At 68.6% G+C, this 24,739-nt stretch carries 17 protein-coding genes; 7 read left to right on the top strand and 10 right to left on the bottom strand.

Annotation, left to right across the window (positions count from 1 at the left end; all coding sequences use genetic code 11):
* Positions 1-276: 276 nt before the first annotated feature.
* Positions 277-1,701, bottom strand: a complete 1,425-nt coding sequence (locus tag K6142_RS07590; protein ID WP_223380794.1) for a sigma-54 interaction domain-containing protein — start codon at positions 1,699-1,701, stop codon at positions 277-279.
* Between the two features lie 464 nt (positions 1,702-2,165).
* On the opposite strand from K6142_RS07590, the gene K6142_RS07595 reads away from it, so the two are divergent.
* The 3 genes from K6142_RS07595 (at position 2,166) to K6142_RS07605 (ending at position 5,626) form a co-directional block, all read left to right on the top strand.
* Positions 2,166-3,173: a TRAP transporter substrate-binding protein gene (locus K6142_RS07595; protein WP_190245900.1), complete on the top strand. Its 1,008-nt coding sequence runs from the start codon at positions 2,166-2,168 to the stop codon at positions 3,171-3,173.
* A gap of 78 nt (positions 3,174-3,251) precedes the next feature.
* Positions 3,252-5,180, top strand: a complete 1,929-nt coding sequence (locus K6142_RS07600; protein WP_411722701.1) for a TRAP transporter large permease subunit — start codon at positions 3,252-3,254, stop codon at positions 5,178-5,180.
* An 11-nt stretch (positions 5,181-5,191) separates the two neighbouring features.
* On the top strand, positions 5,192-5,626 hold the full coding sequence (locus K6142_RS07605; protein ID WP_190245898.1) for a GlcG/HbpS family heme-binding protein: 435 nt from the start codon (positions 5,192-5,194) through the stop codon (positions 5,624-5,626).
* Positions 5,627-5,747: 121 nt separating this feature from the next.
* On the opposite strand, the gene K6142_RS07610 is transcribed toward K6142_RS07605, so the two are convergent.
* From K6142_RS07610 to K6142_RS07625, 4 genes are all read right to left on the bottom strand, one after another.
* A complete protein-coding gene (locus K6142_RS07610; protein WP_190245897.1) occupies positions 5,748-6,818 on the bottom strand; it encodes a M24 family metallopeptidase in 1,071 nt (356 codons plus the stop codon).
* A gap of 284 nt (positions 6,819-7,102) precedes the next feature.
* Positions 7,103-8,485, bottom strand: a complete 1,383-nt coding sequence (locus K6142_RS07615; RefSeq protein WP_190245896.1) for a protoporphyrinogen/coproporphyrinogen oxidase — start codon at positions 8,483-8,485, stop codon at positions 7,103-7,105.
* A 287-nt stretch (positions 8,486-8,772) separates the two neighbouring features.
* Complete coding sequence (locus K6142_RS07620; RefSeq protein WP_223380795.1) at positions 8,773-10,743, bottom strand: glycosyltransferase family 2 protein; 1,971 nt, start codon at positions 10,741-10,743, stop codon at positions 8,773-8,775.
* Positions 10,744-10,816: 73 nt separating this feature from the next.
* The gene (locus K6142_RS07625; protein WP_012613044.1) at positions 10,817-11,158 is read right to left on the bottom strand and encodes a TraR/DksA family transcriptional regulator; all 342 of its coding nucleotides are present in this window, start codon (positions 11,156-11,158) and stop codon (positions 10,817-10,819) included.
* A gap of 446 nt (positions 11,159-11,604) precedes the next feature.
* Here K6142_RS07625 and K6142_RS07630 point away from each other — a divergent pair, with 446 nt between their 5' ends.
* The 4 genes from K6142_RS07630 to K6142_RS07645 all read left to right on the top strand — a co-directional run bounded on the left by K6142_RS07630 (position 11,605) and on the right by K6142_RS07645 (position 18,232).
* A complete protein-coding gene (locus tag K6142_RS07630; protein ID WP_223380796.1) occupies positions 11,605-12,966 on the top strand; it encodes a phosphotransferase family protein in 1,362 nt (453 codons plus the stop codon).
* Positions 12,951-14,171, top strand: coding sequence for an ABC transporter ATP-binding protein (locus K6142_RS07635; RefSeq protein ID WP_223380797.1), 1,221 nt, complete (start codon positions 12,951-12,953; stop codon positions 14,169-14,171). The genes K6142_RS07630 and K6142_RS07635 overlap by 16 nt, the downstream gene beginning before the upstream one ends.
* A gap of 66 nt (positions 14,172-14,237) precedes the next feature.
* Positions 14,238-15,500, top strand: coding sequence for a glycosyltransferase family 2 protein (locus K6142_RS07640; RefSeq protein ID WP_223290467.1), 1,263 nt, complete (start codon positions 14,238-14,240; stop codon positions 15,498-15,500).
* 167 nt (positions 15,501-15,667) lie between these two features.
* Positions 15,668-18,232: a hypothetical protein gene (locus K6142_RS07645; protein WP_223290466.1), complete on the top strand. Its 2,565-nt coding sequence runs from the start codon at positions 15,668-15,670 to the stop codon at positions 18,230-18,232.
* A 133-nt stretch (positions 18,233-18,365) separates the two neighbouring features.
* On the opposite strand, the gene mutY is transcribed toward K6142_RS07645, so the two are convergent.
* From mutY to K6142_RS07670, 5 genes are all read right to left on the bottom strand, one after another.
* The gene (gene mutY / locus K6142_RS07650; protein WP_190245905.1) at positions 18,366-19,670 is read right to left on the bottom strand and encodes an A/G-specific adenine glycosylase; all 1,305 of its coding nucleotides are present in this window, start codon (positions 19,668-19,670) and stop codon (positions 18,366-18,368) included.
* Positions 19,671-19,947: 277 nt separating this feature from the next.
* Positions 19,948-20,676, bottom strand: a complete 729-nt coding sequence (locus K6142_RS07655) for an amino acid ABC transporter ATP-binding protein (protein WP_190245907.1) — start codon at positions 20,674-20,676, stop codon at positions 19,948-19,950.
* 33 nt (positions 20,677-20,709) lie between these two features.
* The gene (locus K6142_RS07660; RefSeq protein ID WP_190245904.1) at positions 20,710-21,381 is read right to left on the bottom strand and encodes an amino acid ABC transporter permease; all 672 of its coding nucleotides are present in this window, start codon (positions 21,379-21,381) and stop codon (positions 20,710-20,712) included.
* Positions 21,382-21,520: 139 nt separating this feature from the next.
* Complete coding sequence (gene glnH, locus K6142_RS07665; RefSeq protein WP_190245903.1) at positions 21,521-22,267, bottom strand: glutamine ABC transporter substrate-binding protein GlnH; 747 nt, start codon at positions 22,265-22,267, stop codon at positions 21,521-21,523.
* A gap of 367 nt (positions 22,268-22,634) precedes the next feature.
* On the bottom strand, positions 22,635-24,587 hold the full coding sequence (locus K6142_RS07670; protein ID WP_223380798.1) for a heavy metal translocating P-type ATPase: 1,953 nt from the start codon (positions 24,585-24,587) through the stop codon (positions 22,635-22,637).
* Positions 24,588-24,739: the final 152 nt, after the last annotated feature.

The raw sequence follows: 24,739 nt of genomic DNA on the forward strand, positions 1-24,739 counted from the left end.
TCGGTCATCGAGATCATGACCGACGGCACGCGACTGGCCCCGCCTTTCCGGCGCGATGCCCTGGCCCTGCCCACCCGGCACCTGCCCAAGTACGACCACCTGGACAAGCGGCACTTCGTCAAGTAGCTGCCGCTGCCGCTGTTGCGATGCCCGGCCTTGCGCGCCGGGCATCGCCCCGCATCGGGATATGGAAAAAGACAGGCCCGCCCCTTTGGGGCGGGCCTGTCGCATTGTGGGGCGGCTGACCGCATCCGATCCGCCCATGCCGCCGGTAAGTCAGCTCCCCTGCCTGTCGCGCGAACGCACGGCATGGACGCCGTGCTTCTTCATTTTCTCGTACAGCGTGGCCCGCGAAACCCCCAGCGCGGATGCGGCCCTGGTGACATTGCCGCCCTGCTCGCGCAGGGCATTTTCAATGAGAGCGGCTTCGTTGTGGGCCAGAATGCCCGCAAGGTCGCTCCTGTCCTGCGGCAGCGGACAAGGCGCCACAGGGCCGGTGTGGGCCGGGCGTATTTCCGGGGGCAGGGCGCAGACGTCTATGGCGCTGCCTTCGCGCATGGTGGCGGCATGCAGGATGGCGTTGTGCAGTTGCCGGATGTTGCCGGGCCACTGGAACGATTGCAGCGCGGACACGGCGGCGGGGGTAAAGGTTACGCCCTCGTGGCCCATGCGTGTCAGGAAATGATGTGCCAGGGGCAGGATGTCCTCCTTCCTTTCACGCAGCGAGGGAATCTCTATGATGAAGGTATTGATGCGATAATACAGGTCTTCACGGAACGTTCCGGCGTGGACCATGTCCTTGATGTTCCGGTTGGTGGCCGCAATGAGCCGAAAGTCCACGGGTTCCGCCGTTACCGCGCCCACGCGGCAGATGGTGCGGCTTTCCAGCACGCGCAGCAGCTTTGCCTGCGCCTGAAGGGGCATGTCGCCTATTTCGTCCAGAAACAGGGTTCCGCCGTCTGCCAGCTCTATCTGGCCCATTTTCCCGCTGTGATGGGCGCCGGAAAAGGCACCGCGCACGTAGCCGAACAGTTCGGATTCGAAGAGATCCTTTGGAATGGCGGCGCAGTTGATGCTGACCAGCGGTCCGGCGGCGCGCGTGCTTTCGGCGTGCAGCGCGTGGGCCGCCAGTTCCTTGCCCGTGCCGGTGGCGCCCAGGACAAGGACCGGCGCATCCATGCGGGCGTAGCTGCGCAGGCGGTCCTTGAGCTGGTGCATGGAGGCGCTTTCGCCTTTCAGGCTGGCGAGCGAATACTGGGCATGCAGGGTGGCCGCCATGCGTCGCTTGTACTGGCTGAGCTTGTGCCCCAGCTGCTCTATCTTGTTGGAAAGGCGCTTCAGTTCGCTGGGGTCATTGAAGATGGCCTGCGAGATCATGCCGACGAGCACCCCCTCGGCATCGCGCACGGGAATGCGGTTGACCACCAGCTTCTGATCGGCCCGGGGACCGGGGATGCTGCACAGGTCGCCCATTTCGGCCTGGCCCGTGGTCATTACTTCCGGCGCGCGCGACGAGGGAATGACCTCGGTAATGTTCCTGCCGATGATGTCGTGGGGGCGCTTGCCCAGCAGTTCCGCATAGGCCTTGTTGGCAAACCGGATCACGTAGTCGGCGTCGCAATACAGAATGCCCATGGGTAAATGGTCGAATACCAGAAAAGTGACTGCGTCGTTGGCTATGGCATCATGCGTTTTGGACATGCGTAATCCTGTTGACGGTGTGGCTTTACATTGCGTTCCAGGAAGCACATGTGCATGTGGGGAACGCGAGTGGCTACTGCTGTTCTTGCGGTTTTTTTGCCGCGCGTTCACCAGTTGTTCGCGCAGACGTATGGTAAACCGACACTATTCTGAAAAAATGTCTGGGAGTCTGGACGGTTTTTGGTGCCCCGTGTCCGGGTGCTGTTGGATTCGAGTTGTGGCGGTACGGGCAACTTGCCAGCTTCACAAGATATTTTCAGTTTGTTCTAAAAATCTCAAGCGACGGCATGTCGGTTGCAACTTACTCGCCCAGAACGCGCCGCCCCTGGCCGGGGGGACGCACGTTGCGGAAAGACATGAAGGATACGGTGCCATGAAAACAGGGTGGACTGTATCGTGTCGGTCATGGGCATGTGATGCACATGGTCGATGATGGAAAACCATGTAGCACAAGGAGAGAATCCATGAAAAGAGCAGCCATGCTGGTAGCCGCGCTCCTCATGACCGTCGCGTTGGCGGCACCTGTACAGGCGGCCTACGATGGTCCCAAGATCAAGTTCCGCCTGGCGCACACCACGCCTCCCGGCAACCATATTACCCTTGCCTACCAGAAGTTTGCCGACCTGGTGGCGGAAAAGTCCGGCGGAAAGATCACCGTGCAGGTGTTCCCCAACGCCATTCTGGGCAGCGACCGCGTGCTGGTGGAAGGGGCGCAGAAGGGCACGCTGGAAATCGGCGTCAGCTCTACCCCGAACCTTGCCAACTTCTCCAAGCTGTATTCGGTGTTCGATCTGCCCTACATCACCTCGCCCAAGTTTCAGAAAAGCCTGTACGCCGCCATCGATCCGGGCGGCACGCTGAACGACTACTTCCTGAAGGTGGCCAATGACGTGGGCCTGCAACCCATCATGTACGCGGAATACGGCTACCGCCACTTCGTGTCCGTGAAGCGCCCGCTGGGCAAGGCCTCGGACCTTGCGGGGCTGAAGATGCGCACCACCGATTCGCCCGTGGAAGTGGGCGTGGCCAAGGCGTTGAACACCAACCCGTCGCCCATCGCCTGGGGCGAAGTGTATACCGCCCTGCAACAGGGCACCATCGACGCCGAAGGCAACACCTTTCCCCATCTGTTCGGCGCCAAGCACCATGAAGTGCTGAAGTACGCCATCACTTCCGCGCACAACTACTGCATGCAGGTGGCCATGGCCAACAAGGCATGGTGGGATGGGCTGCCCGACGCCGCCAAGCAGGTCATCAACGCGGCCGCCCGCGAGGCCACCCAGTATCAGCGCGATGTGCTGTACCCCGAAAACGAAAAGGCCGCCCGCGAAGGCTTCATCAAGGCCGGCATCACCATTCACGATGCCACGGACGCGGAAATCGACGAATTCCGGAAGCTGACCCGCCCGGTGTGGGACACCGTGACCCTGCCGGCCGATCTGATCAAGCTCGTGCAGGACACGCAGAAGTAGCATTGCGCGTTCGGCCCGAAGGGGGGAGGGGCGAGCCTCCCCCCTGTTCTTTTGCCTGCCCGCCATCTTCCGGAGACCATGCACATGTCTGAAAGAAACACATTTTCCTGGGCAACCGCCAACGAGTGGCTGGAAAAACCCTTCCTGGTAGCGGGGCTGATGGTCATGATCCTGGCCATCACCTACCAGACGGGCTTCCGCTATTCCATGGCCACGATCAACGAAATGCTCAACGACGCGGGAACGGTGGCCTTCCTGGCCCGGTTCGTCGACGTCGAGGGGCTGAAAGCGGGGCTGCAACGCATCATCGGCTGGTCGGTGTGGTCCGAGGAACTTTCCCGCTACCTGTTCATCTGGATTTCATACCTTGCCGTTCCCCTGGCCATCATGAAGCGCAGCAACATCCGCGTGGACGTGCTGTGCGCCAAGCTGCCGCCGCGCGCGCAGGGCATGGCCTGGGTGGTGGTGGACGTGTGCACCCTCGTGCTGACGGGGGCGCTCTGCTACATGGGTTTCGGCCATGTGCAGATGCAGATCGCCATGCCCCAGACCACGCCTGCCATGGGCATCAAGTATTTCATCCCGTACCTGATCCTGCCGGTGGGCTTTTTCCTCATGACCCTGCGCACCGTGCAGGATTTGGTGCGACAGGCGCGCACCATGCCCGCCCTGGACGTGGCGGGCGGGGTGGCCTGCGGCTTGCTGCTGTTTCTGCCGGTGCTGCTTTCCGACCAGTGGAGCGCGGTGTGGCTGCTGTTCGGCTACTTCGTGCTGTTCCTGCTGGTGGGGGTGCCCATTGCCTTTTCGCTGGGGCTTGCCACCATCGCCACGGTGCTCGGCGCGGGTACGCTGCCCCTGGAATACCTTGCGCAGATCGCCTTCGTTTCCATCGACAGCTTTCCGATCCTGGCCATTCCGTTCTTCATCGCGGCCGGGGTGTTCATGGGCGCGGGCGGTCTTTCGCGGCGGCTGCTGGCCCTTGGCGATGAACTGGTGGGCGCCCTGCCCGGCGGCATGGCGCTGGCCACCATCGTGACCTGCATGTTCTTTGCCGCCATCAGCGGATCCGGCCCGGCCACGGTGGCTGCCATCGGCAGCATCACCATTCCGGCCATGGTCGAGCGCGGCTACGACAAGTTCTTCGCGGCCGCCGTGGTGGCGTCCGCCGGGTGCATCGGCGTGATGATCCCGCCGAGCAACCCCTTCGTGGTGTATGGCGTGGCCGCGCAGGCCTCGGTGGGCAAGCTGTTCCTGGCGGGCATCGTGCCCGGCGTGCTGTGCGGGCTGGCCCTCATGGCGGTGGCCTATTACATCTCGCTGAAGAAGGGCTGGCGCGGCGAGGCGCGGCACCGCGACTTCCGCTCGGTGATGCGGGCCATGTGGGAAGCCAAGTGGGCGCTGCTGGTCCCGGTCATCGTGCTGGGCGGCATCTACGGCGGCATCATGACCCCCACCGAGGCGGCGGCGGTGTCCGCCCTGTACGGCATGATCGTGGGCCTGTTCATCTACCGCGAGATCACCTGGCGCGGGATGTGGGACTGCATGGTCGAATCGGCGCAGACGTCGTCGGTGATCATCGTGTTGATGGCCATGGCCACCCTGTTCGGCAACATCATGACCATCGAGCAGGTGCCCGACCACATCGCGGCCATGATCCTGGGCGTGACCAGCAACAAGATCGCCATCCTGCTGCTGATCAACGTGTTCCTGTTGTGGGTGGGCACCTTCATGGAGGCTCTGGCCGCCATCGTGATCATCACCCCCATCCTGCTGCCGCTGGTGACGAAAGTGGGCGTGGACCCCATCCACTTCGGGGTGATCATGGTGGTGAACCTGGCCATCGGCTTCATCACGCCGCCGGTGGGGGTTAACCTGTTCGTGGCCAGCAGCATCAGCAAGGTGAGCATCGGCGACGTGGTGCGGGCGGCCTGGCCGTTCCTGTTGGCCATGATCGCCCTGCTCATGGCCATCACCTATATTCCGGCCATCTCGCTGTGCCTGCTGTAGGCGGAGGCTGCATGCGGACCATACTGCTGGACGATGCGCTGCACGCCACCATGGAGGCCGAACGCCTGGCCCGCGCCGACGGCGGACTGCCTGTCTGCCTGTGCGTGACCGACGGCAGCGGCGACCTGCTGGCCTTCGTCCGCATGGACGGGGCGCCGGAACGACTGGTGCCCATCGTCATCGCCAAGGCGTATACGGCGGTGCGCATGCGAGCCACCACGGAAGCCTTCAGGAAGCGGCTGCTCGACGGCGGCCTGACCCTGAACGACTTCTGCGATCCGTTGCTGACCAGCCTGCCCGGCGGGGTGCCCCTGCTGGCGGAGGATGGCCGGTGCGTGGCTGCGGTGGCCGTGAGTGGCCGTGCGCTTGCCGACGATGCCGCGCTGGCGGCGACGTATGCCCGCCTGTTGCGAGAACGGTTGGACCCGGCCCGGGGAGCGGACTGAGGCCGGAGCCCGCGCATGGCGTGCAATGCATGTCGGCGCCCATGCGCACAAACAAAGGCCGCCCCTTCGGGGGCGGCCTTTTCTCGCATCTGCCGTGCCAGTCGCGTGGCCGATGAGGGGGCTAGAGAATCTCCACCCCGTCCCCGGTGACCAGCACCATGTATTCCCAGCGGATGCCGCCCCATTCGGGGTAGTACAGGCCGGGCTCCACGGTCACGATCATGCCGGGCTTCAGGATCATTTCGTTGCGCGGGTTCAGGCTGGGCGGCTCGTGGGTTTCGAGGCCTATGCCGTGGCCCAGCGCGTGGGTGAAGTGGGCGGCCACGCCCTGCGCCTCGAAGTGGGCGCGCGCGGCGCGGTAGGCGTCGGCCACGGGCAGGCCGGGGCGCATGATCCTTATGGCCTCGGCCTGGGCGGCCTTGGTCTGTTCCAGCGCGCGGGAGAAGTGGTCGGCGGGCTTGTCGCCCACCCAGAAGGTGCGGGTCTGGTCCGAGTTGTACAGGTCCAGCCGCGCGCCCACGTCCACCAGCACCGGGCAGTTTTCGGTCAGGGGCACGTCGCCGGGGGCGTAGTGGGGCAGGGCGGCGTTGGGGCCAACGCCCACGATGCTGGAGAAGGCCAGTTCGCTGGCGCCATGTTCGCGGAAGAACTTTTCTATGTCCCAGGCGATTTCCGCTTCGGTGCGACCGGGCACGAGGATGCCGGGCACCCATTCCATGAGCTGGTGGTTCAGCGCGGCGGAACGGCGCATCAGCTCGATTTCCTCGGGTTCCTTGATCACCCGCATTTCCTCGACCATGCCGTCGGCCCGTTCCATGGTCAGGCCGGGCGAGACCTTGTCGAAGAAGTCCAGGGTCACGGCGCGCGCCTCGAAGCCCACGGTGCCGCGCACCTTGTCCTTGAGCAGGCCGTTGATCTGGCCCGGCGCATCGCCGGAATAGATGAACACGCGCTCTTCGGGCCACAGGCGGCGGGCCGCGTCGAGGTAGCGGGGGTCGGTGCACAGCCAGTCGTTGCCGTCGGCGGTGACGATGAGGTACCCGGCGCTCTCGTTCAGCTGCACGTCGTGCAGTTCGAAGCCGGAAAGGTAGAATCGGTTGGCCGCATGGCTGACCAGCAGGGCGGACAGGCCTTTTTCGCGCATGGCGGCGCGCAGGGTTTCGCGCCGCGCCTCGTAGCGTTGTGCATTCATGGTGTGTGCCTCGGAAATGGAACCGGTATTGGTGGGAAAAATGAGAAGCGTATTGCTGGGGTGGCGCACTCCGCCACGCCAACGACGAGTTTCCCACAATGAAGAAGTTTGGGGGGAGGGGTTCGGGGAGGGAGGCCCTTTCACGCTCTGCGGACGCCATCCGCGCGTTGCGGTCCCTATCCGTAAGGCTCGCAATCTCGCCTAACGGCTAGGGCAAGGTTCGCGCGGTGCGCTCACCCAACGGCTGCCGCAAAGGGACCCCTTTCCGTTGCCTCATTATCTCATCAAATTTTATACGTCGTTTCCTCTTCGCCGAGCACCATGCGCCCGGCCCATTCCACGCCCTGCATGACCGAATGGTCCATGTTGGCGGCCTCGTATTTCCACCCGCCGAAGCGCCCGCGCGAGTATATGCCGTGCGCCTCCAGCCACGGCTGGATGCGGCGCAGGGCGGCGTCGCGCCCCAGGGTGGGCACCGGGTAGCCGTAATCCACGGCAATGGACCACCGCGACGCGATGCGCTCCCGCTCGTCCGGATGGAGCATGGAGGTGTGTACAAGCCCCTCCACGGTCTTGTCCATCAGGGTGTCCAGCTGTTCCGGCTTGTGCACGGACCACGAGGTCTCGGCCATCAGCGCGCGCTGCTGGCCGGGCCGGGCCGCGTTGTTGGGCGAGTAGTTGTGGAAGTTGGTCAGGCGGTAGAAGGGCGCGTTGGATTCCGGAAAGTACATCCAGCAGGTGTCGTCCTTGCGGATGTCCTCAGGCCGCATGTCGTCCACGCCAACCCCGGCCACGTACACGCCGTTGCGGGCCAGTTGTCCGGCGGCGGCGCGCAGGTCGTCGCCCACCATGGCGGCGGCTGGCCCCGCGCCGATCTGGTCGCGGACAAGGAGGTCCAGCGGGCCGGTGGCCAGCATGTGGTCGTAGGTGATGGCCTGGCCGTTGCCCGTGCGCACGGTGCGTTTTGTCGGATCAACCGCCGTCACGGGGGTGTTCAGGCGCACCTTGTCACCCAGACGCGCGGCCAGCCGGGTGAAGATTTCTCCGGTGCCGCCGTGCAGCGGAAAACGGAACAGGTTGTTGGGGCCCCAGCTCACGTTGTCCAGTTGCAGCACCAGGTTGCGCAGCACCATTTCAAGGTCGATGACGCTGACCCGCTCGCCGATCCACTGGTAGCTCATCAGTTCGGCGGGGGTGGCCCACACCTTGAAGTTGTAGGGCCGCATGAAATGTTTGGCGATGCCCGCGCCAAAGACGTATTCGAACCATTCCGCAAAGTTGGTGGGCGCCTGTTCGCGCCGGTTGCCGGGCAGCAGGGCCTGCACGCATTCCCACTGCATTTCCGGCGGCAGGTGGCGGATGTTGTTCTGGAAGGGGTAGGGCACCCAGCGCCCGGCGATGCGCACCCGCGCGATGCGCATGTGCTCCAGATACTGGCCGTCCAGCAGGCTTTCCACCAGGTTGTCGAAGTAGGCGTAGTGCGAGAACACCACGTGCCCGCCGATGTCCCAGGTGAACCCCGCCGCGTCGCGGAAGCTGGCGGCCAGCCCCCCGGCGTAGGGGTTGCGCTCCAGCACCAGCACGGAGTGTTCGCCAAGTTCCGCCAGCCGGTGGGCCGCGCCAAGGCCCGTGGGGCCTGCGCCGATGATCAGGTATTTGACGTGCATGCGGTATCCTGCGGGTCGCGCGGTGTGTACGCGTGGCAGCCGTATGCCCCGGTGCGGGGCGTGATGGCCGTGGTGGGCCGGGTCGGCCCGGGCATTCCGGGCGCAAGGCCACTCGGCCCGTTCGGGAAGTGGTCGTGCCTGCTCGGGTAATGGCGCCAACCTGAAGAATCGTGCCAGCCCGGAGAATCGTGCCTGACGGGCCCGGTCCACGCAAGTCCCGTCGGCAAGCCCCGCCAACAAGTCCCGTCGGCAAGCCCTGTCTCAGGCCTTGCCGTCAGGTCCTGCCGTCAGGGGGCCTTGCGCGCGGCCAGCGCCGCCAGCTTGCGCAGCAGGTCGCGTTCCAGCGCCTCGAATTCGCGGCGGCGCATGGTCAGCACCTCGACGGCGTCGAACATGCCCGAAAGCTTGTACCGGTTGCCAAGGCCGTTGCCGAACTGCGCCGCCCCCATGCGCACGGCCTTGCCGCTGCGCTTCATGTGGCGCACGGGCAGAAAGCCGGTGTAGCAGGCCAGGCGCCCGTCGCGGGCCCGGCGCAGGTCGTGTTCCAGGTCGTCGTATTGCGAAGGCGACAGCGAAAGGGAAAACCCCCCGCCCTCCAGCAGTTCCGTGGTGCGGAACATGTGGCAGCACCCGGTTACCGAAATGCACGGCCGCAGGTAGTCGAAGCGGCCCATGTCCGTGACCTGGGCGTGCAGGTCGCTGACCGAAAAGGGCAGCGCATGGGCGCGGGCCGGAGAAAAGGCCACCTCCGGCGACAGGGTGTCGCGCTGCGGCTCGCCGGTCGCGCTGTCGGGCGGTGGCGGGGTGTCGTCCGCGAAGGCGGCGAGGTGCGGCGGGGTGCCTTCCGGCGCGCGGAAGTGCGCGGTCAGGTGCAGGTCGGCGGACTGGACCATGTACGGGGCGTGCCAGTCCAGGGTGCGCCCGCCCCAGGCGGCGGCATCCGGCTGGCGGCGCACCGCCCCGGCCAGTCGGCGCAGCCAGTCGGGCGGCACGGCGGCGTCGTCGTCCAGATAGGCGGCAAAGTCGCAGGCGGCCACTTCCGGCAGGCGCATCAGCCAGTTGCGCGCGGCGGCGGCCCCCACGTTGACCGGCAGGTGCACGGCGGTGCAACGGTCCGCGCCGAACCTGTCGGCCCAGGCGCGCACCACGTCGCCGGTGCCGTCGGTGGAGCCGTTGTCCAGCAGGGCGATGCGGGCCACGTCCGGCAGGCCGGGTGCCAGGTGGACAAGGGCGGTGTCGAGCTCCTGCGCCTTGTTCCACGAATAGAGCAGCACGGCGGTGGACCCGGCGGGTTCGGCCTCCGGGGTGTCCACGCCGCGCCAGACGTCGTGGGCGCGCAGGGCAAGGTTGACGTGCCAGGGCCGGGCGGCCAGCACCGCATCCCACAGGGGCAGGGCGGCGGGGACATCGCCCAGGCGGACCAGGCAGTGGGCGGCGTGTTCCACCGGGGCCAGCCAGCAGCCGTTGCCCGGCGCGGCGGAAGATGCAGGCTGGCCGGACGCGGGCAGGCCGGACACGGCCAGCGCGGCGGCGCGAAAATGGGCCAGCGCGGCGTCATGGTGGCGGGCGGCGGTGGCCGTGCCGTCAGCGTGCCCCACACAGGCGGAGGCGCGGTTGGCCGCCAGGCAGCCGTGAAGATGGGCGAAAAGCGGGGCGAGAGGTGGCCCGGTTCCGGCTGGACCGGCAGGACCGGCTGAACCGGCTGAACCAGATGCGCCAGACGGGGCAAACCGGGCTGCGGCCCGATGCAGGTGCCCATCCAGCCAGTCCAGATCGCCGGAAAGTTCGCCCACGGCCACGGCCTGCTGCATCCAGAACAGGTTGTCCGGTTCGCGTTGGCGCTCGGCGTCCACATGGCGTTGCAGGCGCACCCAGTCTGTCTGGGCGGCCAGCCGTTCGTAGCGGGTCAGATCCGCCGGGCGGCGCCAGGCCCCGTGCACGGCGGCCAGCAGCGCGGCCAGCGCGGGGTGCAGCCAGGGCATGCGCTGATGCAGCAGCAGTGCCTGCCCGGCCAGCTGGCCGTTGCAGGGGTCGTCCTCCCACGCGGCCAGCAGCAGTTCGCGACCGGTGCGCAGCAGGTCTTCACGCCCGTGGGGGCCTGTGGTGTCGGCGGGCGAAGCGGCGGGGGATTGCGAGCGGGTGATGGCGTCGGCGGCGCAGCGCAGCCGGTGGACGGACCCCACGCTGCCGTGCACGAGGCGGATGCGCAGCCACAGCGGCAGGCGCTGCCAGGCAAGGGCAAGGGAGGCGTGCGGCATGGCGTCGTCCCGTAGGTAGTCCGTCGAGGGTCGATGCCCCGTCAGGGTCGAGAACGAAGGGCGCGGGCCGGGATCAGTCGGCGCAGTTCACGCAGCGGCTGGCCTCGGGCATGGCCATGAGCCGGGCCAGGGGGATGGGTTCGCCGCATTCCACGCAGAAGCCGAAGTCGGGATCGTCCTCGTCGATGCGCTTCAGGGCGTATTCCAGGCCCACCTGACGGTTGCGCAACTGGGCCAGGGCGGCCTCGTTGACGCTCTTGTTCTGGATGGCGTCCATGCGCGAGACTTCGTCCATGCCGTCCGCGCCGGGGGGAACAGGCTTGGTCAGTTCCTTCAGGGCCTCGATGTCCTGCGCGATGCGGGCAAGATCGGCGACGATCCGTTCCCGGAGTTTTTGTCTGTCGTTGGGCGTCATCGTGTGCTCTCTTCCGGGGCGAGCGGGAAGGGCGGTGGTTGCTTGTTTCGTCGCGGCGCGTCCGGCCCGCGCCATGCGCGGCACAAGACGCGGCGACGCCGGGCGAAACGCCGCAGGTAACCGCCGTGGGGCGGACCGGCGCACGCCGACCAGCCGACACGGTTCAAGCGCCGCCGTGCGGCGGCGCCATGGGTTGCCGGAGCTTCGTCCGCATGGAACCCGGACGAGATTCCAGCCCTACCCCATTTGCCCGCGCTTTCCAACCCCTTGACGCATGAGGGGACGCATGAGGGGACGGACGAGGGCGGCGGACGAGGGGGCATCGGCCGGTGCCGGGCCATGCCGGAGATGGCGCGCGATGACGGGGGCGCAGGCGTGGCAGGGGCTGCCGCGTTGAGCGGGCGGCGGCTTCCTGCTATGGCTGGGCATCGACACGGGAGGCGGATGTGCACACGGCGGCCATGGTTGCGGAATTTCTCGGGCGCATGATCCTGCAAAGGGAGGGCGACGGGGCGGGCGCCCTGTCAGGTGCTCTGTCCGGCGCCATGCCCGATCCCGCGTCCTGCGCCACGTTCGGCTCCACGCCGGGCTTCCCGCAGGCCGTCCCCGGCGAGGCGGACGCGGCCACCCCCCAGGCCTGGGCCGCCGCGCTGGGCGTGCCCGTGGCCGGGAAGGGGGCCGGGGCCGCATCCGCACCCGGAACCGCACCGGTATCGGCGGAGGACGTCTCCTTTCTGGCCGCCGGTGAATACCATGAAAACTGGCTGGTGCGCTCCCCGGCGGGGCCGGTGGTGCTGCGCGGCAACCGGGGCGGCGCGGCGGGCAGCCAGCTGGGGTTGGCCGACCAGATTTCCTACGAGTACCGGGTGCTGCATGCCCTGGCCGGGTGCGCCGCCACCCCGCGTCCGCTGGCGTTGGCCCCGGCGGCGAAGCTGCCCGACGGCGATCCGGCTGACGTTCCATCATCCCCGGCAGAATTTCCGTCATCACCAGCGTCGGGGCCAGACACCCCTACCCCGACCGGCGGCGCCCTGCTGATGCAGTGGCTGCCGGGCCGTCCGCTGGACTACCGCGCCGATGCCCGCCACGCCGCGCGGGTGTTCGCCGCCGTGCACGCGGCCCCCGTGCCCCCGGCGGTGGAACTGCCCCCGCCCGGCCCGGTGCCGCACGTGCTGCCGCGCGGCGTGCTGGCCGCGCAGCCGGACCCCTTGGCGGCCATCGTGGCGGAAAGCTCGGCCCTGCTGGCCCGCCACGCCGACCATCCGCTGGCCCCGCGCATGGCCACCGCACGCCAAGCGCTGCTGGACTACCGCGACCGGGTGGCCCGGCTGGCCGGGGATACCCGCCACCTGTTCGCGGACGAGGCCCCGGTCATCGCCAATACCGAGGTCAATTCCGGCAACTTTCTCGTGCCCGAAGGCGATGCCGCCGCCTTTCCCGCGCCCTGCGGCGCATGGCTGGTGGACTGGGAAAAGGCGGTGGTCACCACCCGCTACCAGGACCTGGGCCACTTTCTGGCGCCCACCACCACCCTGTGGAAGACCGACTTCACCTTTGACGCGGCCACGCGCGCGGCCTTTCTGGACCATTACCGGGCGGCCTTGCGCCATGCGGGGCAGCCCGTGCCGGACGCGGAGGAATGCGCGGCAAAGGCCGACGTCATGGTGCGCGCCGTGCTGTTGCGCGGCCTGTCGTGGTGCCTGATGGCCTGGCATGAATACGCGGGCGGCGGGCGCGCGCTGGCCCATGCCGACACCTTTCGGACCATCGAACGCTATCTGGGGAACATCGCATGGTTCTTGCGGTAGAGGGGCTGTGCGCCTCGTACGGAGAAGGCGATGCCGCGCCCGGCGGCGCGGGGCTGGTGGCAGCCGCCGTGGGGCGGGCCGTGGGGTTCGTCGCCGGGCGGCGCGGGCCGCGCGCTCCGCTGCCGCAGGCCCGGCCCGATCTGCCTGATCTGCCCGATCTGCCCGATCTGCCCGATCTGCCTGACCGGCCTGACCGGCATGACCAGCCTTCTCTTTCGTCACAGGCCGGGCACAACGGGCACTCCGCATCGGCCCCCCCGGTGTTCAGCGGGGTGTCCTTCCATCTGGCGCAGGGCGAAATGGCCTGCCTGGTGGGGCCTTCCGGAGTGGGCAAGACCACCCTGCTGCGGGTGCTGGCCGGGCTGCATCCCTCCGACGCGGGCGGGTTCACCGTCACCCCGCCGGACGGGCACGACGACGCGGTGATCCTGGTCTTTCAGGATTACATGCTGTTCCCGCACCTGACCGTGCGCGACAACGTGGCCTTCGGCCTGCGGGCGCGCGGCATGGGCCGCCGCCAGCGCATCCAGCGGGCCGGGGACATGCTGGCCGACTTCGCCATCGGCGACCTGGCCCACCGCTATCCGGCCCACCTTTCCGCCGGGCAGCGCCAGCGCGTGGCCCTGGCGCGCGCGCTGGTGTGCAATCCGGCCCTGCTGCTGCTGGACGAGCCCTTCGCCAACCTGGACCGCACCCTGCGTCTGGAGATGGCCGCCTACGTGCGCGACACGGTGCGCCGCTACGGGGTGACCACCCTCAGCGTCACCCACGACCTGGAAGAGGCGTTCGCCGTGTCTGACCGCATCGGGGTCATGCTGCACGGGCGGCTGGCCCAGTTCGGCACCCCGGCGGAACTGTACGCCCGGCCCGTGTCGCTCGACGTGGCGCGCTTCATGGGGCCGGTCAACGTGCTGGACGGCCCGGCGTGCACGGCCTTCGGCCTGCCCCTGCCGGGCGGCTGCCTGTGCGGCGGCGGCGACGATTGCGCGCCGCTGGCCCTGCGGCCCGAAGGGCTGGCCGCCATCCCCGACCCGGACGGCCCCGCCGTGGTCGCGCGGGCCGTGTTCACCGGGCAGGTCACCCGGCTGACCCTGTATCCGGCGCGCGGGGGGGCTGACCTCCGGCCCGGCATGCCGGAACTGGTGGTGCACACCCTGCGCGCGGACATGCCGGAAGGGACGCGGGTTCGCGTGGAGTTGGCGTAGCGCGACGTGACCGTGCTACATTTTCGTTGCATTGCCGGAATCGGTGCGATGGGCTATGACCCCGCCATGATGCCGCATTCAACGCATGAAACGCTGGCCCCGCAGTCTTCCGGTGCCGCTGGTGCCGCGCCTGGCCGCCTGCCCGACGCCGGTGCGCCGCGCCGCGTGGTGTCGCTGGTGGTGCCCGTGCTGAACGAGGAGGACGCCGTCCCCCTCTTTCTGTCCACGGTGCGGCCCATCGTGGACCGCGAGCCATACGACTTCGAATTCGTGTTCGTGAACGACGGCAGCAGCGACCGCACCGTGGAGGTGCTGCTGGCCGAACACGCCCGTGACCCCCGCGTGAAGCTGGTGGACCTTTCGCGCAACTTCGGCAAGGAACTGGCCCTGGCGGCGGGGTTGCAGGCCGCGCGCGGCGATGCCGTGGTGCCCATGGACGTGGATCTGCAAGATCCGCCGGAGGTGTTGCCCAACTTCTTGCGCGCCTGGGAGCAGGGGGCCGAGGTGGTGGTGGGCGTGCGCCGCGCCCGCAGCAGCGACACCGTGGGCAAGCGGGTCAGCGCGCGGCTGTTCTACCGGCTGTTCAACCGGGTGAGCGGCAGCCCCATCGTGCCCGACGCGGGCGACTACCGGCTGCTTTCGCGTCCGGCGGTAGATGCCCTGAACGCGCTGCCCGAGCGGGTGCGCTTCACCAAGGGGCTGTACACCTGGGTGGGCTTCCGGCAGGTGGCCGTGCACTTCGACCGTGCCCCGCGCTCGGCGGGCACGGGCAAGTGGAAGCCGTGGAAGCTGTGGAATTTCGCCATCGACGGCCTTACCGGGTTCAGCACGCTGCCCCTGCGGATGTGGAGCTACCTGGGCATGCTGGTGGCTCTGGCCGGGTTCGTCTACGCGGCGGTCATCGCCGGGCGAACCCTGCTGTTCGGCGCGCAGGTGCCCGGTTATGCCTCGTTCATGGTCACCCTGCTGACCCTGGGCGGGCTGGTCATGGTCTCGCTGGGGATCATCGGCGAGTATCTGGGCCGGGTGTACGAAGAGGTCAAGCGCCGCCCGCAGTATGTGGTGCGGCGGCGGGTTGGCTTTCATGGGCCGGACAACTTGCCGGGCAACTTGCCGGGCAACGCCGTTTGCCCCCCGACGGGCGCGGCGGGATATTGCCCCTGTTGCGGCGCAAGGCTGGCCGGGCATGCGGGGCCGGAGTCCCCGTCCGTGCATTCGCCGGGCATTTCAACGGGGCATGCGCCCGGTCAGGCGACGGGGCATGCGCCCGGTCAGGCGACGGGGCATCCGACCGTTCCTGGCGACGGCAACGACCGGCATCGCGCCTGATGCCCCGTATTCGCATGGATCGCCATTCCCCCGACCCGCCGCCCGTAGCAACCGGCGGAACCGGCCCGGACGTTCCGGCTGGCCTGAACGGTTCGGCCAGACCCGCCAATCCGGCCGGTTTCCTCCCCGGGAGCGCGTCCGCGCCACTGTCCGCCAGCCCTTGCCCCATGCCGTCCGCCACCACCCGTCAGGCCGTCCTGTACCTTCAGGCATCCGTCATCGGCACGCTGGCCAATTTCGTGTCGCGCTTCGCGTGGTCGGAACTGCTGGGCTTCGAGGCGGGCGTGCTGCTGGCCACCTATACCGGCATGGTCATCGTGTTCCTGCTGTCGTACCGCCGGGCCTTCGGGGTGCGGCGGCCCGATGCGGCCATGTGTCTGCGTTTTGTCCTGGTGGCCCATGTGGGCATGGCCGTGGTGTGGGTGGTGTCCGTGGCCGCGTTGCGGGTGGTGGAGTCGCTGGTGGTGTTGCTGCCGGGCTGGCCCGTGCCTGCGGATACGGGCGGGGCGGCTGGCGGCATGGGTGCGACCCTGCACGATGCGGCCATCTGGCGCGCCGTGCTGCCGCGCGACGTGGGCACGCTGCTTGCCCCGGTCATGGGCCGGGCGCTGGAGGGCGGCTGCCACGCGGCGGGCATAGTGGCCGGGTTCGTGGTCAATTTCGCGGGGCACAAGCTGTACAGCTTCCGGCGGCGGGGCAGGGACGGCGCGCCTCGCGGGAGCGCCGACGAACCTGGTGAACCTGCCGGGCACGCCGAAGATACCGGGCGGCACTTGCCGGACATCTGCGGTACGGAACGCGGCTCGTCGCGCACGCGCGGCGTCGCCACCCCCGCCCGGCTGGCCAGCCTGCTCGCCGTGGCCGTGCCCGTGCTGTACGTGGTGGCCTACGCGCCCCACGGCATGGACACCACCGACTTCGGCTTCTTCTACGGGCATGCCTGGCGCGTCCTGCTGGGCGAGGTGCCCTACCGCGACTTCTTCTACGTCAAACCGCCGCTTTCACTGTACTGGCACGCCTTCTGGCTGTGGCTGACGCCGGAACGGGTTTCTGTGCTGGCGGGCAAGGCCGGGTTCTACGCCGAGATGCTGGCCGCGTCCTGGCTGGGGGCGCTGTACCTGGCCCGAGCCGTGAACCTGCGCCGCCTGGGCGTGCCCCTGCCGCTGCTGGCCACGCTGGGTTTCGTGTGGTCGGTGCATGCCTTTCCGCCCATGCCGTGGCACACGGTGGAAGGGGTGCTGTTCGGAGCCGGGGCGCTGTACGCCGTGGTGGCCGGGCACTCGCTGCTGGCCGGGGTGCTGGCGGCGGCAAGCGCGCTGACCAAGCAGTCGTACGCGCTGGTGCCGCTGGGCGTGGCCGTGGCCGCGCTGGTGGCCGGGCGTGGGGAGTGCTGGCGGGATGGTGCGGCCCCGCACGATACCCCGCACGCCGCCGCCGTCGTTCCACTGCGGGTGCGTTTGCGCGGCCTGCACTGGCGCGACACCGCCATGGCGGTGTCGGGCGCGGCGGCATCCTTCGTGATATTCGCCGGGCTGCTGCACGCAGCCGGGGCATGGGACGCCTTTCGGGCCATGACCGCCGGAGTGGGAGGCCAGACCGGGCTGGACGAGGCGTTGCAGGCGGGCATCGTGCTGTACCTGACGCAGGAACTGCGCCTGCCCGCGCTGGCCCTGCTGCTGTGGGGCGCGTGGGCCGTGCTGGATGGCAGGCCGCGCGGCGGCATGCAGCCGCTGCTGCTGTACGTGCTGCTGCTGGCGGCGGACTACCTGTACACGGTGGCGACCACCCGCGCCTGGATCGGCTACGGGGCGGACTGGCCGCTGTTTCTGGTGACCGTGGGCGCGGTGTGCGTGGTGTTTCGCGATGACCTGTTGGGGCGCTTTGCCGTGGGTGCCGGGACGCGGGGCGTTGCGACGCCTGACGCCGGGACGCCTGACGCCGGGGCGGGGGGCGAAAGGGCGGTGCCGGGCGCGCCCCCTGCCGTTGTTGCGTCCCCTGACGCCGTTGCCTCCTCCGACGGGGCTGCTTCAGCCGCGCCGTCCCCCGCGCCGTATCCCCTGAGGGGCGCATCCGCCGCCGTATCCCCGGCGGGCCGGGCCGCCGTGCTGCTGGGCGCGGGGCTGCTGCTGGCGTGGTCCACGGGCATCAGCTGGGGCTACAAGACCCCGGCCTTCTTCGCCGCGCCGCTGTGGCTTGCGGCCATGCTGGTGCACGCGCGCCTGGGGGGCAGGGCGGCCACGCTGGCGTGGGTGGCCCTGGCCTGCGGGCTGGTCATGTTCCGGGCCGGGTACCAGTACCCGTACGTGTTTCCGCAGCGGCCCCTTTCGCGCGCGCAACTGGTGTACGACGCGGGCACGGTGTTTCCGCGCCTGTCCGGGGTGAAGGTGGACACCGTCCTGCTGGGCACCCTGCGCGACCTGCGCGACCTGCGCGCGCGGTACGGCGCCAACTACAAGACGCTGCCCGGCTTTCCGCTGGCGTACCTGCTGACCGGCGACCGGCCCGCCCTGCCCGCCGAATGGTTGCAGGACGGCGAGATCAACGGGCGGGTGGACGAGGTGTACGGCCTGCTGGTGGCCCGCGACGTGGTGGTGTTCATGGAGCGCGACCAGATGGACACCGTGGCCCCGGACGGGTACGAGCGCACCCGTTATTCCGTGCCCGCGCGGGTGCGGCGGGAGTGGCGCGCGGTGGACGAGACGGAGCACTTCGTGGTGTTCCGGCGTCCGTAGGCGGGCATGCAGGGGCGTTTTTGGGGATGCCTCCGGTGGCTCCGTAGCTATCGCCCCTCGGAATCTCGTGAGTGCGGCCCGATGCGGAGGCCGTGAGTCGGCCCGCTGAAGGGCAGGGCGACCCGGCGGAGCGCTACCGGTACGGCGCGAAGCGCAGGTCCGTGGTCAGCTGGTCGATGAGCTTGCGGTGCCCGGCGGGAAAGGTGAAGCGCGGCAAGTCCGCGAATTCCACCCAGCGGTATTCGGTGGCCGCGTCCAGCACCGGCGGCACCGGCGGTTCCCCGGCCATGTCCCCGTCCAGTTCGCACAGGTAGCAGTGCAGGGCGACCCGGTAGGTGGTATACCCGTGGCGGATCACCGCCAGCTTGTCGCGCACCGCAATGCGGAAGGCGGTTTCCTCGGCGTATTCGCGCACGATGGTCGCGTCCGGGGCCTCGTCCTTTTCCACGTGACCGCCGGGAAATTCCCAGAACCCCGCCCACACGCCCTCGTCGGGCCGCTTCTGGATGAAGATGCGGTTGCCATGCACCAGCACGCCGGTGGCCACGTCCAGCGGAACGATGGGCTGCTTGCGCCCCGGCACGGGCCGCTCGTGCGGAATGCCCAGGCGCAGGCTTTCGCACAGGCCGGACAGCGGGCATGAAGCGCATTGCGGTTTCTTGCGGCAGACCAGCGCGCCCAGTTCCATGAGCGCCTGGTTGAAGTCGCGGGCGCGGCCAGCGGGCAGCAGCGCCGTGGCCAGCGCCCGGATGCGTGCGGCGGCGGGCTGGGCGCGCACGGGGGTGTCGATGTCGAACACCCGCGAGAACACCCGCTCCACGTTGGCGTCGATGCAGGTCACGTCGCGGTTGAAGGCAATGCCCGCGATGGCCCCCGCCGTGTACGGGCCGATGCCCGGCAGGGCGCGGATGGCCTCCGGGTCGTCGGGCAGTTCGCCGCCGTGCCGCCCCACCAGGGCCTTGGCCGCCTTGTGCAGGTTGCGCACCCGCGAATAGTAGCCCAGCCCCTCCCACGCCTTCAGCAACTCGTCCTCGCTGGCGGCGGCCACGCTGGCCACGTCGGGGAACCGGGTCATCCAGCGCAGAAAGTAGTCCACCCCCCGGTCCATCTGCGTCTGTTGCAGCATCACCTCGGAAATCCACACCGAATACGGCTCGTAGCCGAACCGCCACGGCAGCGGGCGCTTGTGCACGGCAAACCAGCCCAGCAGGGCCGAGGCAAAGGCTTCCGCAAAGGCGGCGGTGGGCAGTTCGCGGGGCTGGCCGGTGTCGGCGGTGGCGGCGGCGCGGGTGCGGCGGGCCGTGCGAGTGGGGCGGGCGTCGGAGACGGGGGCGGCGTCGGGCGGGGTCTGGTTCGGTTGGGCGTCCGGCTGGGCGTTTGTCAGGCCGGGGGCGGCGGTAGCGCAGGCGGAATGGGGGGAAGTGTCGCGGGCGGGCATGGGCGGGGATGTACCGCACGCACGGCGCGGCTGGCAAGGCGCGGAACTGCACGGGGGCGTGCGCAGGCTTGCCCCTTTAACGAGCAAGGGGAACCGGATATGTTCCGGCTCCCCCCTCTGGAAACATCAGGTCGGCACGCCGCGCGGTGCTGGCCGCACGCCCGTCCCGCGTCAGGCCGGTCCCGCGTCAGGCCGGTCCTGTGTCAGGCCGGTCCTGTGTCAGGCCGGTCCTGTGTCAGGCCCGTCCCGCGTCAGGTCCGTCCTGTGTCAGGCCAGCCTACGCGTGGCGCACGCGGCCCAGGAATTCGCGCAGGCGCGGGTTTTTCGGCGCGCTGAAGAATTCGTCCGGCGGACCTTCTTCCTGTATCCGGCCCTGGTCGATGAAGATGACGCGGTCGGCCACCTCTCGCGCAAAGCCCATTTCGTGGGTGACGATGACCATGGTCATGCCTTCCAGCGCAAGGGCGCGCATGACTTCCAGCACTTCGCCCACCAATTCGGGGTCCAGGGCGCTGGTGGGTTCGTCGAACAGCAGCACCTTGGGCTGCATGGCCAGCGAACGGGCAATGGCCACCCGCTGCTTCTGCCCGCCGGAAAGCTGGTCCGGGTAGGCGGTGGCCTTGTCGGCCAGGCCCACCTTTTCCAGCAGGGCCAGGCCCAGCCGGTCGGCCTCGGCGCGGGGGGTGCGGCGCACGCGGATGGGGCCCAGGGTCACGTTGTGCAGCACGCTCATGTGCGGGAACAGGTTGAACTGCTGGAACACCATGCCCGCTTCGGTGCGCACGTAGTTGATGTCGGTGGCGGGGTCGTACAGGTCGTGCCCGTCCACGACGACCGTGCCGGAGGTGATTTCCTCCAGCCTGTTGATGCAGCGCAGCGCCGTGGACTTGCCCGAGCCGGACGGCCCGATGATCACCACCACCTCGCCGGGACAGACGGTAAGGTCTATGCCGCGCAGCACCTCGTTCTGGCCGAACCGCTTGTGCAGGTTGCGGATCTCGATCATGGGGGATTCGCAGGTCTTCATCGTGTCATCCCCCTATCTGCCGGAGCGGGCGTTGAGCTTGCGTTCGTAGACGCGCAGCGCCCGCGCGATGCTCAGTGTCATCACCAGGTACATCACGGCCACGGTCAGCCACACCTCGAAGGCGCGGAAGTTCACGGCGATGATCTCCTGCCCCTGCCGGGTCAGTTCTCCCACCCCGATGACCACCAGCAGCGAGGTGTCCTTCAGCGAGATGATGAACTGGTTGCCCAGCGGCGGGATCATGCGGCGAAAGGCCTGCGGCCACACCACGTACAGCAGGGTCTGCATGCGGGTAAGCCCGATGGAGCGGCCCGCCTCGGTCTGGCCCACGTCGATGGATTCCACGGCGCCGCGCACGATTTCGGCGATGTACGCCCCGGAATTGACCGCAATGGCGATGATGCCCGCCGTCACCGGCGGAATGCGCATGCCCGTGGCCAGTGGCACGCCGAAATACAGGAACATCACCTGCACGATGAGCGGGGTGCCGCGTATGGCCTCCACGTAGATGTCGGCCAGGACGCGGGGCAGTTTGCCGCGCGCGGTCTTGGCGAGCCCGGTGGCGGTGCCCAGCAGAAAGCCGATGGCCAGCCCGCCCAGGGTGATGATGATGGTCAGGTGCACCCCGCCGAGCAGCAGGGGCACGCTTTCCCACATGACGCTTGCTTTGAAGTCCAGTGCCATGGAATGCCTTTGGGTGATTCTCGCGGGGTGCGGGAACGGGCAAGGGGATGGCCCTGCGGCCATCCCCGTCGTGTCCGTTCAGGCGGCCGCGGGGGACGGAATGTCCGCCGCCGTGACCGTCATCGGCAATGGGGCAGGGCTACTTGCCGGGGGCGTAGCCGAACCACTTGATGTACAGCTTTTCGTAGGTGCCGTCGGCCTTGGCCTTCTTAAGGGCCTCGTTCACCTTGGCCACCAGCGGGCTGCCCTTGGGGAAGCCGATGCCGTACGACTGGCCCTGGTACAGGGGGCCAACGGTCTTCACCTTGCCCTTGCCGGCGGTCATGGCGAATTCCTTCACCACGGGCATGTCGAACACCACGGCGTCGGCGCCGCCGCTCATCAGTTCAAAGAACATGCCGTCGTTGTTGGGGAACAGCTTCACTTCCTTGGCGCTGGCGCTGGCCTTCACGAAGTCCACGGACGAGGTGGCGGTCTTGGTGGCCACGATCTTGCCCTTCAGGTCTTCCACCGACTTGATGGCGGTGTCGCCTTCGCGCACCAGGATCATCAGGCCGGAATCGTAGTACGGGTCGGAAAAGTCGATGACCTGCTGGCGCTCGGCCTTGATGGTGATGCCAGCGATGCCCACGTCGATGTTGCCGGTTTGCAGGCCGGGGATGATGCCGTTGAAGTCCATGGGCTGCAGTTCGTACTCCACGCCCACGGTCTTGGCCACGGCCTGCCACAGTTCGATGTCGAAGCCGGTGTACTTGCCGTCTTCGCCCTTGAACTCGAAGGGCTTGAAGTTGGTGTCGTGCGCGACGACGAGCTTCTTGGCCATGGCGGGGGCGCACAGCGCGGCCACCAGGGCAAGGCCGAGGGCGATCTGGATAAGACGCTTCATGTGGTTCCTCCGGTCTGTTGCGGCTGGTGCGCCGGTGCGCGCACGGCCCGTGGTGCGTCCGCGCGGCGTGCGCGCGAACCGGATAGGCATTGCAGAATCCGGGCGGGAAATCAAGGGCGCCGGACCGCGTGAGCGGCTGGTGCACGGAAGCATCAGTCGCTGGTGCAAGGGGTCCGGCTGTTGCTGCGCGAAAACGGGCCGGAAGGCATGCTCCTTCCGGCCCGTGGTGTTGCTGTGAATTGCGGGGGACGGTTACACGTGTTCACGCACGTCCCCTGCGCGACTTTACACAAGGCGGCTACGCGGCCTTGCACAAGGCGGCTACGCGCCTTTACACAAGGCGGCTACGCGCCTTTACACAAGGCGGCTACACCGCCTTGCCCCCGGCGGCGGGGACGGCGGGCGCGGGGCAGGCGGGCTGGCCCGGTTCGCCGTCGTCGAAGAAGGCCAGGCTGGCGGACGAAATGACCACGATCACCGACCCCACGTTGTGGAACACGGAGGCCATCACCGGCGAGAGCAGGCCGTAGCCGCTGCCCAGGATGGACAGCGCGTTGAACAGCACGCCGAGGCCGATGTTGATCTTGATGAGCGAGATGGCCCGGCGCGAAAGCCGCACCAGAAAGGGCAGGCGGCCGATGTCGTCGTGGGTAAGGGCCACGTCGGCGGTTTCCAGCGCCACGTCGGTGCCCGCGCCGCCCATGGCCACGCCCACGTCGGCCCCGGCCAGGGCGGGGGCGTCGTTGATGCCGTCGCCCACGAAGATCACCGTGGCCCCGGACTGCTGCTGGGTGCGGATGGACGCCAGCTTGTCGGCGGGCTTCAGCCCGGCGCGCCAGTAGTCTATGCCGGCCTCTGCCGCAATGCGCGCGGCGGCGGTTTCATGGTCGCCGGACAGCATGCCCGCGTGGGCAAGACCGGCGGCGCGCAACCCGCTGACCGAGGCGCGCGCGCCGGACCGCAGGGTATCGGTGACGGCCAGCAACCCGGCGGGGGCCGCGTCCACGCGCACCAGCAGGGCGGTGGCCCCGCGCGAGCGCAGGGCTGCCAGCGGCTGCGCCAGGCCGGGCGCGCGTTGGGAAAGTTCCGCCTCCACCTCGGCGGTAACGCCGCAGACCTCCACGGCGTGGCCGTCCACGGTGGCCCGCACGCCCACGCCAACTTCGGTAAAGGCGCCTTCGGCAGCGGCGGGTGCGACGGACCGCGCCTGGGCCCCGGCCACGATGGCCCGCGCGATGGGGTGGGTGCCGCCGCCTTCCGCCCCGGCGGCCAGGGCCAGCAGCCGTTCTTCGGTCATGCCGGGCACGGGCAGCACTTCGTCCAGTTCGGGTCGTCCGTAGGTGAGGGTGCCGGTCTTGTCGAACAGTACCAGGGTGGCGGCGGCCACCTTTTCCAGTGCCTGCCCGCCCCGCACGATGATGCCCGCGCGGGCGGCGCGGCCCACAGCGGCCACGGCGGCGGTGGGGGCGGCCATCAGCAGGGCGCAGGGGCACCCGGCGATGAGCACGGCCACCGCGCGCGACGATTCGCCGGAAACGGCCCATGCCGCGGCGGCGCAGGCCAGCACCACCGGGGTGAACCACTGGGCGTACTTGTCCACCAGGCGGGCCGCCCTGGGATTGTGGGCCTCCGCCTCTTCCACCAGGCGCACCACCCTGCCGATGGTGGTGTCTTCGCCCACGCGCTGCGCCTCGACCACGATGACGCCGTTGTAGTTCATGGTGCCCGCCAGCACCTTGTCGCCCGTGGTGCACGAGCGGGGCAGCGGTTCGCCGGTGATGGAGGATTCGTCCACGGCGGTGATGCCGGACAGGACCACCGCGTCAACGGGAATGCGTTCGCCGGGGCGCACGCGCAACTGCTGGCCCACGCGCACTTCTGCGGCGGGCACGGTGCGCTCGCGGCCACCCGGCTCGATGATGGTGGCGGTGTCCGGCGTGACGGCGGCCAGTGCCTTGATGGACCGCCGGGCCGCATCGCTCAGGAAGCCTTCCACCAGCGAACCGGCCTTCATGATGCAGGCCACGATGGCGGCGGACAGGTATTCACCCTGCGCCACCGAGGCGATGAGGGCGATGGACACCAGTTCGTCAACGTTGACCTGCTTTTCCACCAGGCCTTCCACCGCGCCCTTGACGATGGGCAGGCCGTTGATGGCGGCCCCGGTCAGGGCCAGGGCGGCGGCCAGCCACGCGGGCGCGCCGGAAAGCGATGCGACCCATGAGACGGCGGCCAGCACGCCGCCCAGCAGGCAGAGCAGGGTTTCTCGGGAAGAAATCAATTCGCGGTAGGAACCGGGGCAGGCGAAGCGTCCGATCACGGGGTGTGCCTCCAAAATGTTTGACGGTCAAACTTCTTTATGTCCAAGATAGTTTGACCGTCAAGGTATTTTCCGGAGCACGCGCATGATACTGGAATACAAGGCGAATGCAGAAGGGCTGCGGCGGCAGGGCGGCGGTGGTGTGCCCCGCA

It is taken from the genome of Nitratidesulfovibrio sp. SRB-5 (assembly GCF_019931275.1).
Classification (GTDB): Bacteria; Desulfobacterota; Desulfovibrionia; order Desulfovibrionales; family Desulfovibrionaceae; genus Cupidesulfovibrio.

Coding starts and splice junctions, on each gene's coding strand:
- K6142_RS07590 (WP_223380794.1), bottom strand. CDS start 1,701: ATGTCCAAAACGCATGATGCCATAGCCAACGACGCAGTCACTTTTCTG.
- K6142_RS07595 (WP_190245900.1), top strand. CDS start 2,166: ATGAAAAGAGCAGCCATGCTGGTAGCCGCGCTCCTCATGACCGTCGCG.
- K6142_RS07600 (WP_411722701.1), top strand. CDS start 3,252: ATGCACATGTCTGAAAGAAACACATTTTCCTGGGCAACCGCCAACGAG.
- K6142_RS07605 (WP_190245898.1), top strand. CDS start 5,192: ATGCGGACCATACTGCTGGACGATGCGCTGCACGCCACCATGGAGGCC.
- K6142_RS07610 (WP_190245897.1), bottom strand. CDS start 6,818: ATGAATGCACAACGCTACGAGGCGCGGCGCGAAACCCTGCGCGCCGCC.
- K6142_RS07615 (WP_190245896.1), bottom strand. CDS start 8,485: ATGCACGTCAAATACCTGATCATCGGCGCAGGCCCCACGGGCCTTGGC.
- K6142_RS07620 (WP_223380795.1), bottom strand. CDS start 10,743: ATGCCGCACGCCTCCCTTGCCCTTGCCTGGCAGCGCCTGCCGCTGTGG.
- K6142_RS07625 (WP_012613044.1), bottom strand. CDS start 11,158: ATGACGCCCAACGACAGACAAAAACTCCGGGAACGGATCGTCGCCGAT.
- K6142_RS07635 (WP_223380797.1), top strand. CDS start 12,951: ATGGTTCTTGCGGTAGAGGGGCTGTGCGCCTCGTACGGAGAAGGCGAT.
- K6142_RS07640 (WP_223290467.1), top strand. CDS start 14,238: ATGATGCCGCATTCAACGCATGAAACGCTGGCCCCGCAGTCTTCCGGT.
- K6142_RS07645 (WP_223290466.1), top strand. CDS start 15,668: ATGCCGTCCGCCACCACCCGTCAGGCCGTCCTGTACCTTCAGGCATCC.
- mutY (WP_190245905.1), bottom strand. CDS start 19,670: ATGCCCGCCCGCGACACTTCCCCCCATTCCGCCTGCGCTACCGCCGCC.
- K6142_RS07655 (WP_190245907.1), bottom strand. CDS start 20,676: ATGATCGAGATCCGCAACCTGCACAAGCGGTTCGGCCAGAACGAGGTG.
- K6142_RS07660 (WP_190245904.1), bottom strand. CDS start 21,381: ATGGCACTGGACTTCAAAGCAAGCGTCATGTGGGAAAGCGTGCCCCTG.
- glnH (WP_190245903.1), bottom strand. CDS start 22,267: ATGAAGCGTCTTATCCAGATCGCCCTCGGCCTTGCCCTGGTGGCCGCG.